Annotated in this window: 5 protein-coding genes; all 5 read right to left on the minus strand. The window is 36.3% G+C overall.

What is annotated here, in order from left to right; translation table 11 throughout:
* Window positions 1-112: 112 nt before the first annotated feature.
* The 5 genes from MRU_RS10270 to MRU_RS10290 all read right to left on the minus strand — a co-directional run bounded on the left by MRU_RS10270 (window position 113) and on the right by MRU_RS10290 (window position 13,800).
* Window positions 113-454 (minus strand): DUF2149 domain-containing protein, encoded by a 342-nt coding sequence (locus MRU_RS10270; RefSeq protein ID WP_012956842.1) that lies wholly within the window; start codon window positions 452-454, stop codon window positions 113-115.
* 66 nt (window positions 455-520) lie between these two features.
* Window positions 521-1,165 (minus strand): MotA/TolQ/ExbB proton channel family protein, encoded by a 645-nt coding sequence (locus MRU_RS10275; RefSeq protein ID WP_012956843.1) that lies wholly within the window; start codon window positions 1,163-1,165, stop codon window positions 521-523.
* Window positions 1,166-1,345: 180 nt separating this feature from the next.
* Window positions 1,346-2,053 (minus strand): DUF2162 domain-containing protein, encoded by a 708-nt coding sequence (locus MRU_RS10280; protein WP_048812524.1) that lies wholly within the window; start codon window positions 2,051-2,053, stop codon window positions 1,346-1,348.
* 314 nt (window positions 2,054-2,367) lie between these two features.
* On the minus strand, window positions 2,368-7,995 hold the full coding sequence (locus MRU_RS10285; RefSeq protein WP_012956845.1) for a cobaltochelatase subunit CobN: 5,628 nt from the start codon (window positions 7,993-7,995) through the stop codon (window positions 2,368-2,370).
* A gap of 387 nt (window positions 7,996-8,382) precedes the next feature.
* On the minus strand, window positions 8,383-13,800 hold the full coding sequence (locus MRU_RS10290; RefSeq protein WP_012956846.1) for a DUF3344 domain-containing protein: 5,418 nt from the start codon (window positions 13,798-13,800) through the stop codon (window positions 8,383-8,385).
* Window positions 13,801-14,030: the final 230 nt, after the last annotated feature.

The following is a 14,030-nucleotide window of genomic DNA, read 5'->3' on the forward strand; positions in this document are numbered from 1 at the left end:
GAAAATAAAAAGATAGGATTAATTTAAAGTGATAAAAATATAAAAAAAGAAAGGAGAATTAATAAAATTCCCAATTAAAAAAAAAAAAAAAATAGAAAAAAAGAAGGCAATATTAGCCCTCAACCATAATCAGCTTACCAGTAGATGAGTCCTTATAGACCTTACCCATCTCTGTATAGCCCTTACCTGAACTATTACTTACATCTGGAGTGTCATTCAATTCCTGACCCTCTTCAAGTTCAGTTACCTGTTGCATCTGTTGCATTACTTCCTGCTTCTCTTCCGGAGTCATGTCCTCATTGAAAACGATTCCCTGCATGTTCCAAGAGATAACTAAAAAGACCAATAGACCTACTGCAATAACTAACATAGCATCCACAAGGTTTGCTGCTCCAGACATTGGATCTTCTTCTTCACCCTTATTCAAACGCTTATTAGATTTATGACGTGCCATAATATCTCCTTTAATAAGAATTAATTTTTAACAATCCAAACCTATAACCACTTACCTAATTGGAATCTATTCATTCAACCTATCCAATACAGCCTTAGATAAAGCATCTAAATTAGATAAATACTGTTCATACCATCTTCTTCTGACCTTAGAGACAACATATGCAACTGCACCGGATCCAATACCTACAACAGTAGTGTCGAAAGCTACAATGATCGCATTAGACAAGGTTGTCACATCACCGCTACCTAATGCAGCAAGACCTGGACCCATAGGAATAAGGGTACCCATCAAACCAAGGGTAGGACCAATCTTTGTAACGATATCTGTCTTTTGAAGCTTTTTCTCAATGATGTCCTCTTCATTTTCAATCAATTTTTCAGCTAATGCCTCTCTGGAGTCTTTCTTTAACTCTCCAGATCTTGCTATATTGATTAAAACCCTCTTTTGATTCTTTGGAATTCTTGCATTCTTAAGGATATTTTCCAATTCTGTAACATCCTCACTTCTAGATATTGCGTATATTAAATCCTTGATTACTTTAACGGGTACTTTCTTACGAGAACTGTATTCTGAGATAAGCCCCCCTACAGTAATTACAGCGTACACTGCAAAAATTAATAAAAATACTATTACAGGTATCTGTAAACTTTGAGAAACAACATTTAATGCGGAAGTTAGTAAGTCACTTCCAGGAATAACTGTTACCATTCATAATCACCAATAATAAAAAAATATAAAAAATAAATATAAAACATTGAAACATTAAATAATTAAATTAAATTAAAAATTAAAATAATTGAAATATTTTAAAACAATAATATTAAAATAAAAACTAAATAAAGAAAAAAACATGATTTAAGCATATGAAATATAATTAAATCTCTCTAATTAGCTTAGAATATTGTTTTTTCTTGAAAATACTATGCCAATAACTACTAAAAGCACTAAAGCAACTATAGAGCCAGCCAAACTTTCCATTGAAACTATGCTGATTGATCCCATTGACTTATTCATGATTGCTGCAATGTTCGGAATGACCAATGCAGACAAGAGGAAATAAATTCCCAAGAAGAACATGAAGTTTCCAAGTACAATCGGATAAGGCTTATCAACATATCGAACGAATATGCTTGAAGCAAAGTAAGTAACTATAATAGTTAAAACCAAAGCTGCTGCCACATATACGCTTAAATCCACAGCACCTAAACCGACTGTAGGAGCCACTAACAAGATACTGACAATAATTGAACCGAAACAGCATGGACAAGGGGCAATCACTGCAGCACAAGTGGCAGCTGTAGTATTCTTTTCAAAGACCTTCCATTCCCTTATTGTAAAGATACCTGCTAGAATCATTATAACAGCCATTATAATAAAGAACAGAGAGTTATATGTGTAGATAAGCTCAGTAATTTCAGTAGCAAAATAGGAGGAAATTTGAGCAAGAATGAGTACTCCTGCACCATATCCAATACAGACAGTAGCCAGATACTTCTTTGAGAGGTTAGCCAAACCAACAGCCAAACCTAACTTGATACCAAATACAAGAACTGCTGCCAATATTCCAAATTGCCATAGCATACTAATTGTATCCATTTTCTCACCACAAAACATTAAATCTTATCATCAATCCAAATAAAAGATAAATAATCATTATTTTTACAAAAAATAATCATTGCTTAACTTAAATTCAATATCAAGATAAATAATCATTATTTACCTAACTAAAGACAAATAATCATTATTTAACTTAAAAAACCTTTAAAATTTAAAGAATAAAAATTAAAACTTATACAAAATCTAATAAAAAAATAAAAAGAAGAGAAATATTTTTCTCTAATTTATTTAAAAATTTAAATTTTCAAAAAGATAACAAAAAATTACTCGAACGATTGAAAGGACTCTAAAGACTATTTATATTCATAATCATCATCGTCATCATCATTATAATAATCATCGTCGTCTTTTCTGTTTCTGAAATAACCGAATCCTATTAATGCCACTAAACAAATAACACAAACAATAATAGCTATAGGCATACTTACGTCCTTTGGAGCCACTGGAGTGCTTGTGCTCTTAGTGACCTCTACAGATCTGCCTTCTCCATTTGCATCGTTCATTCCTGCATCTGAATCACTGGCCATATCTGATTGGGCATCCGCTTCTGTACCTACCATATAGCCGCCGCTTGCTCCTGGAATATTAGTGTTTCCGTTAGCGCTTTGCTGACTGTTAGAGCTTGAGTTAGTCTGAACAGTTTCAGTATTGTTTGACTCTGCACTGCTGTTTGTAGTTCGGCGGTCAATATTCGAAGAGTTTGTAGGCATATCACTGCTATTTGTATAGAAGAGCGGATTTTGAGTTGCGTCATACAACTTAGGCATCAACTTAGCAAGCAAATCAGCATTCACATACTTGAATGCCCATTGCATCATTGCCACATTTCCGCAGCTGCAGTCACAGCATGCTACCCCATTTGCAACTGTAGCCTGTGCCCAAGTGTTAGCTATATCACTTAATGTAGCATCATCTGCATCCCAATATCCTGAATATGCGGAATTCAACATTGTTCCGCTCATGGATATCAATGAATATGCATTGTTTCCAGATTGGAGCCATGATTTTACTCCTAATCCGTATTTGTCCTTATAATAGGTATTGTAAACGTCATCCCAAACTGTTTCAGAGACAGATGAAGGTCTGGTTACCTGCCATCCCCATAGGTTGGAAATGAACTTGTTGGACATATATCTGGAACCGCTGTAGCCTTCCTGCATCATTCCCTTGATCCATTCAGGGTTTAGATACCTTGTATTAAGCTCGTTATAGAAAACATTCTCGAATGTTGCAACATATGCATTGTCCTTATTTGCATACATCAATACATTCATTGTAGGAGTCTTGTTGGATAGGTATTCAACTGTCATTGAGAGACCTCCCCAGTAATCAAAGAAGTCATCGTTATCCAATACTCCGTATTGGTTGGTATTACGGCTTACCACAATATGGTCTGTATCGGATAGCGCCCTCATGAATACGACAGGGTTTGTATCTCCCCAGTAATATTTTGAATACATGTTTCCCATTCTGCCAATATAGAACTCTGAAAGCTCATCTGTATCGTTCCAGGTCCATGACATTGACACAAGCTTTGATATTCCAGCACCATAATCCCCGTTAGGAGGTGCAAAGATACGGGTTATTGCATATTCTCCAGAGACTGTAGAGTTATAGCCTAGGCTTAGATAATAGATGCAATCCTCTAGCCAATGCTTAGCGACATAATTGTCTTCTAATGATTCGTTTGACATTCCCTTGAAGCTAATGCTTCTCATGATGGATCTAAGTGCATCATAGACTTGAGGCCCATATTCGCTATCCATAATTGTCTTATTGTTTACGATAGTGTAATATGAACAAGCTAAAGCCATCCTGTATGCATTGTCCATAAGACGTGCCTGTGAACTGTATAGATCACGGAACAATCCGCTGGTAATCACAGTAACGTCTATTCTCTTTTTAGCCCATCCGTCAGGACGGGTGAGGTTTTCCAATGCTATGACATTAGGCAAGTCCTCAACTTTCTTACCTGTAGGAATGCCCTCTTCGTCAAATCCTGCACTTGATGAGTTATGCCAGACAGGCTCCATTCCTAAAAGGTAGAGCACTGTAGAGACTAGGGCACCGTCATCCCTTGCAGTCTCTACACACCAGATACCCATGATTATCTTTTCTGTAGTGTCATTAAGGTCTGCCAAGGTTAGAAGTGAGAGTGTCTTAGCATAATCCCAAGCCTTTTGAGTCGGAAGCTCAGATGACTGGTCTTGGTACATGTTTGCTCCTGTAGGGAGCACTTGAGGGACAGTCACACTTTCCCCGCCTATATTGACTGGAACATATCCTCCATTTAAGGCGGAAACCATCTCTTCCAGCTCAAGGCTGATACATTGATTGTAAAGGTCAATGTATTTCTTTGCAATGTTTAATGACTCAATGAACTCTGGACTTCCTATACCAATTGTATCAGACACTGTCTCTGTGTCCCAATAGATTAAAGCCTTACAGACATCCACTGACCTGTTTAGGATATAATCACGCTTCAATGGAGTCAGATTGGAATATTTTTCCCCATAGTAATACAAGGATAGCTGATCGAATAGATTGGTCTTCTTGCCGCCATATTCAAAGTCATGAGAGACTATGATTGCAACGGTGTTCGCCAAATCCTCATCTGTCCATTTCTGACCTATTGCATGAAGTCCTAATGGATATAGGGTATTTTGAGTGTTCTTTAAGAAAGCATTTAAAGTTGAGCTTAGGGAGAACATGTCAGTATTGTTCAATTCCTCTGCAGTGAATCCAATTGTAAGGTAGTAATTGTTTGCAATTACCAAGTCCTTGATTGCTCTTGTTAGATTGTCCTCTAACTCTTGATTGATTACTTGATAAGTGATAGTCTGATTATCCTTGATTACCTGATAAGTGATAGCCTGATTATCTTTATCAGAATCAGACTCTATAATGATATGATTATTATCATACTCCTCCAATAGAGTTGCCAATACAGTTAGATTACCATATAAATGAGTATATGATTTAGGAGAATCCAAGTGGGAAATCAATACTGCAAATCCTCTTCTTTTAGCTTGTATAGCCTCTGCTAAACCATCAGTAATATAGAAATATACTTGAGGAACCTTTCCGACAACAATAGAACCATAATCATTATATGATAATAAAACTTCCTTGCCTGGCAACCATTCGTGGGTTGCGTGCCTTCCGACAAATACCATGGCATTTGATTGCCTGGTCTGCATATAATAGTAAGCAGCCAAATATTGGTGAGTAGGAGCTACAGCTGTACAGTGGTAAAGGTTTTCAATGTCAGCCTCCCAACCTCTTTGAGGTTCAGGGCCAATGAAGACATTACCGAATGTAAGACCTGGAATTACAAAGTAATCGGTTCCATTCCGATTAACCAGCATGATATTTCCAGGAGCTTCACCCCATCCGTTTAATCCAGAAACATTCAAACTTTTAAACTCATCATAATATCTTAAGAATTCATCATAGTAAAGGGATGCATTTTCATCGCCATCGGAAGATGCGTTTGCATAGAGCTTCAGGCTGTTTACAAGCTTATCCAATATATTTGTTGCAGCAACAGTCTGATTTTCAGGAAGCAATGCCTTGATTTGATTGTACCAATCATTGACCATTGTCTCCACCTCATCGGTGTAGTTGATTAGAACCGCACGCCTAACCATCTGGCCAATATAGGCAACAGGACCTTCGGTAATCTGGACTTTAACAATATCGTCTAAGGAATCAAACCATTCCAAGTATTCATCTACAGGAAGAAGAGCGACACCTGAACGGTTAGCTAACTTTTCGACTTCTCCAGGAGCCCAGTTAGCTACGTTTATACCGCAGGCAATCATCATATCTTCAAGTTCTGAAACATTGTTTGGCAAGTCTGTAAGATAGTATCCTTCATCCTTTAAGGTATAAAGCATATTATAGACACTTGTGATTGCATCCAAGTAGCTTGCACCGATATTCTGCTTACCAGGAGGGTAGTTGTAGTATACGATGGATATGTTCTTATCCTCATTTGGAGTATACTTCAAGTCCACCCAAGCGTCTACCCTATCAGTCAAGAGTTCTATATTCTCATGAACTGGAACAAAAGTCAATATGATTGCTCCTGTCCTATTTGAAATATAAGAGTCAACACCACCAACATATGTAGCATCAAAAATTCCCTGGGACTCTGCAATTGTAACGTGCCACCATTTATCACTTTTAGTGGTAGAGAGACCTACAGGGCTTAATTCCCATTGCTCATTGGTAATGTATTCAGAGTGAACCGCTCTGAATATAGGCACATTTGCATCTTCAAAGAATTTTGTGGCATTGGTGAAGTTCTCTCCACCGACACCATATGCAACCATGGAAATAATTCCATCCACATAAATGTCAAAGTCTTGTGGATTCTCTAAGAATCCGCTGATGTTTGAACAGGCACTGGTCCAATATTTCACCATGATATTTAGCTGTTCGGCGTTACCTGCCGGACAGTAAATAGGAATGACATTATATCCTTTTGATTCAAGGCGTTCTGTGATTTCATTTACCAAATCCAATTGTTGGGATTGGATATACATTGTACTTTCCAAAATCCCTATGGTACGATTTCTGGACTCATTGAAGAAGGTGAGAACGTATTCATCAAATGAATACCACCTGTCACGGAATATTCCAGATGCCTGTACTCCTGTAAAGTTTGCAGACTCATAGGAACATCCATGTCCCAATAGATAAAGGATATAGAGCAATTCGTTTTTAAGATTTGCCTTATCGTTTATATCCTTATAGAGAACCAAATTATTAAAGATGCTATTAAAAGAGCTTCCTTCATTGTCAATGTATTCTTGAATGCTTTCGAAGTTGTTTCCTCTTTTGGTAGCCTTGAAATAATTTATCAAATCGTCATTGGAAATTCCATTGAATATCTTCTTATAGTCAATTGTAGAGTTTCTAACCAAATTCAATGAACTGGAGCTTGAATTGATGTTTCCAGTAGGTGGTTCCAAGATAAGGAACAGTTTCTTATTTGACAATTCAGGATGATTGTTTAAAAGACTGGTTAATACTGCATCCACATTGGAGCTTACCCACTGGCCGATGAATGCATCGCAAGGAGCCATCAGTTCATAGATTTCATCCTCGCTCATTGCATTTATTTGGTTTCCGCTTCTTATATTGAATTTGACATTAGAAAAATTGGAATTGTCTAAGATTTCACATGCCACTGCATCAAAAAGATTATTTCCTGTATTATCACTAATTATAAAAATATTAAATGTGTTTTCATCACTTAATGGGGATTTTAAATCGTTTTTATTTAAAGAATCATCATTTTGAACATCTTGATTTAAAGACTCATCGTTTAAATAAGTTTGATCCAAATCGCCCTCATAAGTTAAAGTTCCATCTGTCTGAATAACTTCCTCAAGATTTAAATAATCCATATCGTTATTTGAATTTAAATTAAGAGTTAAATCTTTATTAAGACTTAAATCATTGTTTAAATCCAAATCTGAAAGTTTATCATTTAAATCTATATCAACATTAAAATCATTATAATTATTTTCAGAAACTAAATATGTATTAGACAAGTTAGATGAATCTTTATCTGAAGATATGCCCTTAGAACAAGCTGAATTGCTCTTAGAACAAGAAGATTTATCCATAGAACAAGCATTATCTAAAGAAAGGTCCTTAGAACAGCATGTTTTAGATTTATCCCCATCACTAACTTTATCTAAAATATAAATATTCTCATTTTTATCATCATATCCCCCATCGGATCCATAAGTAGAACTTTGATAAGTGGAACTTATTGTTAAAGGTGAATTATCTCTAGTGTAATTACCAGCATCCGATAAATCATCAACATCCCCTGCATAAATAGCTTGAGGAATTATGAGACACAATAATAAAAATAAAAAGAATATCTTTTTATTATATTTCATATAAAGTCTCCTATGATAATAAGAAATCTTTCTAACAAAGTAATTTAATTAAATAATTAACTAAATTAACGATAGAATAATCTTATTATAATAAATGCTTATATTTTTATAATTTATAAAGATTTTGAGGACAGTATTACTTTTATTTTAAAAATAGGGCAAAAAGTAATAACTTTAGAAAAAAGTAATACTATATAAAAAAAATAAAAGAAAAAGTAATAAAATTTTATGAAATTTTGATGAAAGAAATAGTAAATAATCAAAGACAAATTAAAAAATTTTAAAAAGAAAAAAAATAAATAAAAATTATTAAAATTACCTTAACTCCAAAAAAACTAAAAAAAAATAAGTAAAGAATAGTTTAAAACAAACTACTCTTTAAAACAACTATTTTATAACCACCTTACTGCTTGAAGTGGCCCCAGCATACATATCATCGCCAGCATACTTTACAGTAAAGCTATAAGTTCCCTTCTTGCTTAAGCTTACATTCACAGTTGCAGTGCCTTTTGAATTAGTTGTAGCGCTATAGGTTTTTCCATTAACAGTGAAACTAAGCTTCTTACCGCTTATAGGATTACTGCTTGCATCCTTAAGGGTGGCAGAAATGGCTTTGGTCTTAGCACTTGCCTTATATGTCTTAGAAGAAGTGGAAATCTTTGTCTTTTGAGTGTTAACCTTAATCTTAGCTACAACAAAGCTGCCATTATAATAATCATCACCAAGGAATGCAATTGCAAAGGTGTATGTTCCCTTGTATCCAAGGTTTATCTGGAGCTTGACTCCTCCTGTGGCATTTGTTGTCCTATCATATACAACACCATTAAATCCTATCTGGACCTTCTTATCCTTCAATGGATTTCCATTGGAATCTGTAAGGTTCACTTCAAAGTATTTGCCCACTCTTCCTTCAATATTTGTATTGATGGCAGTTGTAACCATGTCTTCATAATGTATTACAGAAGCTTTTTTATCTGGGATATTGCCTCCTTCTGGAACAACTACAGAGTCCTTTCCATTGAAGCTGGTTACTTCAAACATGAATGGACAGATACCTGCAATTAGATTATTGCCGCTTATGGTCAAGTTTCTAGTTGGGGCAATTGAAGACCTTTGGGACTTAAGGTCAAGAACGGTTATTGATTCTGGAACCACATCATCATCAACAAAAGAGATATTATTCTTTTTGATGTTGATTGAAGCCACATCAATTGAAGTTGGTGTGGAGCCGTTTACAGCCCTTGCTTGAAGAATTGTGTTTGCATTATCTAAAACGAACTTGACTCCAGTGATATTCACTTCCTTAGGACCTCCTGCAGAGCGGTCGGTGACAACGAAGATGGTCTCTCCCTCTCTTGCATATATTGTTCCGCCTGTTATTGTAAGGTCCTTATTGATGATTACATTTGAGACATCCTTGAATACGTTGCTTCCCAAATTCAATGTAGAGCCTGCCCTAGCTGAATTGATCATCTTTTGAAGCTCTTCACTGGACTGGTGTATAGCATCAACCACAACGAATTGCTGAAGAGCAAGAATGGTTGAGCCTGTAGCTATAAATGACACATTATTAGATGCGCTAGGGGACTTGCCTAAATCAATAATATAGGCATCCACACTATTTGCACTGCCATTGTAGACATTGTTAAATGTCTTGTTGTTGACAATGAGCTTTCCTTCTCCAGATTGGCCGCTTGCAGCAAAAACATAAAGCCTTGAGCTTTTAATCTCATCATTTGGATTCAAGGCCAAATCTAAAGCGGCATTGCTTGCAACGGTTCTACCTAAGAAGTTATTTGCATTGGACAATAAGTCTGCACCATTGTACATATAAACGGTAGTTCTATTATTTGATTCTGTACGATTATAGAATGCTAAAAGAGTGCTTGGGTAAACTGCAGTAGTTCCATTCTCTTTTTCTAAGGTAAACTTGTTTTCAGCTGATTTGATAAGCTCCCCAACATCATAAACGACAAGTCCATATCCATATTTGCCATAAGTACCCATATTGGACTGGTCTCTATAGTGGGCCACAGGTGAAACTGATACTCCATTGAAACTTACATTCCAAATAGGCATAGACCCATTGGTCTTATCCCAATTGTATGATACATAAACAAATCCATCAACTATCTTTCCATCTTTAGGAATTTCAACCTTCCAGACATCAGTTCTGCCGGTGGTTTTTGCTCCAAGATAGGTGGAATCATCTAATGTATCAATGATTACGCCCCCATTTACAGTTATGGCATCAAAGAAGCTGATATTCTCTGCCGGATAAGCCAAGTCCTTTCCTAGATTTCCATTATATAATACAATAGGATTGAGACTGGCCTCATATAAAACAAGTCCGCTGGCCTTATCAGTTACAGTTATTGTATAATTGACCTTGGCATTATTTGCACCATTTACAGTGCTTGCATCAACAGGCCTTATTTTATCATCAACTAAAAAGATTTCAGTGCTTTTACCTGCATCAAGAGGAATTTCTGTGCTGTTTACAATCTTGCCATCAATATAGAAGTCAAGCACATAAACAGATCCTCCCTGACCGTCATTGGTCAAGTCAACTTTTAATACATTATCGGTACCTGCAAATACAGCACCAGAATATTCAGAGGACACATTTGCCTTAACAGAGGATACATAATAGTCAAGAACAATGAGCTGCTGAAGTGCCATAATGGTTGAGCCTGTAGAGACAAAGGACACATCATTGGACACACTTGGAGACTTGCCTAAATCAATGATGAAACTATCTACACTGTTTACAGTACCATTCCAAACATCTTTATATGTTTTATTATTAAATATAATATTTCCTTCACCTTTTTGAGCACCGGCACTAAAAACATAAAGCTTAGCGCTAATTACTTCCTTAAAAGAGGAGATATCTAAGTGACTGTCAGATGCAACAGTCCTGTTTAGGAAGTTATTCTCATTTGCCAATAGGTCTGCACCATTATAGATATAAATGGTCTTTAAGCTATTGGAACTAGTTGCATTATAGAATGCCATAAGGGTGCTTGGATATACAGCAGTGATTCCAGCTTCTTTTTCTAAAGTGAAAGTGTTTTCCCCTGATTTGATAAGCTTGCTCACATCATAGACCACCAATCCATATCCGTTCTTGCCGAAGAATCCTATATTTGATTGGTCCCTATAGGAGACAAGAGGTGAAACTGCAACACCATTGAATCTTGCATTCCAAACTGGCATGTATCCGTTGGTCTTATCCCAATTGTAAGGAACATAAACAAAGGCATCTGTAAATACATCGCCATCAGCCACATTTACATTCCAAATATCTGTTCTGTTTGTTGCTTGAGAGTTAATATATGTGGAATCATCTAATGTATCGACAATCACGCCACCGCTTACAGTTATATTTCTAAATGAAGTGATATTCTCTGCCGGATAAGCCAAGTCCTTTCCTAGATTTCCATTATATAAGAGGCTAGGAGTTATGGTAATCTCATCTAATACCATTGATTTTTCCTTGTCAATGATGACAACTGTATAATTGACCTTAGGATTGTCTGCCCCATTTACTGTGCTTGCATCAATAGGCCTTATTGTATCATCAATAAGATATAATCCCTTATTAGCACCAGATTTTAGGGAAATTTCAGTGCTGTTTTGCTTTTTGCCATCCACATAGAAGTCAACAGTATAGATAGAATCAAATTTACCGTTATTTGTTATATTAAGAGACAAGACATTGTTGGTACCTGCAAATACAGCGTTTGAATATTCAGAGACAAGACTTGCCTTAACTGAAGGGACATTATATTGAACAACAGCCAATTGCTGAAGGGCTAGAATATTTGAGGCTGTGGAAATAAATGACACCTCATTTGATGCATTAGTGGATTTTCCTAAATCAACCACATAATCGCCGACACTTCTATTTGTACCGGCCCATACATTCTTATAGCTTTTGCCATTAACAGTCAAGTCTCCCTCTCCAGCTTGGCAATCGGCAGCAAATACATGAAGCTTAGCACTTACCAATCCATCAAAAGCGCCGATGGATAATATATTATCGCTTGAAACATCTCTTCCAAGTGAATTGTATTCATTGGATAATAGGTCTGCCCCATTGAATATGAATGCGCTTGTTAGAAGGTCTGAATCTGTTAGATTGTAAAATGCAATTAGGGTGCTTGGATAAACTCCAGCAATACCTGCTTCCTTTGATAAGGCAAAGCTATTTACACCTGCCTTAATGAGCTCTCCAACATCATAAACAAGCAATCCGTATCCGTTTTTAGCATTTTCTCCTATATTTGGCTGATCCCTATATGAAGCTATAGGATTAACTGCCGCCCCATTGAATGTGCTTGTGAACATAGGAACATTTCCATTATCAAGATTATATGGCACATAGACAAATGCATCAGTGAAGAAAGCGCCATCAGGCAGATCAATAGTCCAAGAATCGGTTTTGCCAGTCATTGAAGCATCAAGATAAGTGGAATCACCTAGACTCTCAATGATCATGCCTCCATTAACTGTGATATTCTTAAATGAACTTATCTTTTCTGCAGGATAAGCCAAGCCCTTGCCTAAATAACCGTTATAGAGGAGATTAGGGAAGATGCTGGATTCATCTAAAACCTCTCCAGTGTTCTTATCGCTAACAACTACAGTGTAATTGATCTTCTTATTATCTGCACCGCTTACAGTGTCTGCTGCAGATGGCCTAATTGTATTGTCAATCAAGGATATTACAGCTTCCCTTCCTGCAGCTAATGAGATTTGAGAACTGTTTACCTTTTTCCCATCGGCATATAAATCCAAGAGATAGGATGCAGAGCCTGTACCATTATTGGTTATGCCCACCTTAAGCAGATTTTCTGTTCCTGAAAAGACAATGTCATCATATTCAGAGCTTATGTTGACTTTAGCATAGACTGGAACTGTCTTTACCAGCTTTACCACTGAAAGAACATTTCTAAATGAGTATGAGCCTTCCCCTGGAGTGTATACAAGGGTGTTTGTCATGTTCTTAATCTTATCCAATATGTCAAACTTGTGATGGATATAATAGTATACCCCTGTTTCAGTGACTATGGACTCATCCATCTCCTTGCCATTGAAGGTATAGACACCATCCTGGCTTGAAAGGGCAAAGTTATCAAGGGTGGCTACAGTTGGGTCGTAATTCACGTTTCCAAGCTTAAATGTAGCCTTGCTTGTCTCTCCGCTATCTGTCTTTACCCAAGATGAACCTGCATTTACCCAATAATGGAATTGGTCTCCATCTCCATCATCATATGTAAATACAAGGCCTATCAGCTTGATTTTATTATAGAATGTGTATCCTTCGATAGGAGTGGCATTTACAGTGATTGTGATATTTCCCTTTGCATCCTGAAGTCTGTCTGTAAGGTTATAGGTCATCATATAGTCTGCAAAGCATTTTGTTGTGTGGTCGTTAATGACATATACCTCACCGTCTGCACTTCCCACACTTGCAACAAGTCTTTCACTTGCTATCTGTTCGCTTTCGCCGTTTTTTGTCAAAGTGATATTTGCTTCGGATCCATATACCAAATTAGAGGATCCTGCAGTATAGCTGTCAACAAAGAGCCCTGCATACTGAATGTTTTCAACACTATCTGGAATTTCGTAAGTCAATTCTCCATTTTCGACTCCAGGATTTGAGCTGGCTATGTCAACTCCACCTGAAACCTCACCGGACTGGACTGTATTTAGGTCAGCTGCTGAGACAGCTCCAAAAGACATGACCAAACCGAGAAGAATTATTGAAATTAGAATAATTTTATAATTTGTTTTCATTTTCAAACCTTCTGGAATTGTAATAATTAATTAGAATTATAATTGTTGTTTAATTGGTAAAAACTAATCAGAATTATAATTGTTGTTTAATTGGTAAAAACTAATCAGAATTATAATAATTGGTTAATTTGCCAATAGAGTTTTTTAATGATTTTCAAAATTGAAAAACTCTTCAAATAATATAAATAATAACTGTCATTAGTTAATCAAGTAAATAAACAGCCTATTAT

Origin of the sequence: Methanobrevibacter ruminantium M1 (genome assembly GCF_000024185.1) — an archaeon.
GTDB lineage: Archaea > Methanobacteriota > Methanobacteria > Methanobacteriales > Methanobacteriaceae > Methanobrevibacter > Methanobrevibacter ruminantium.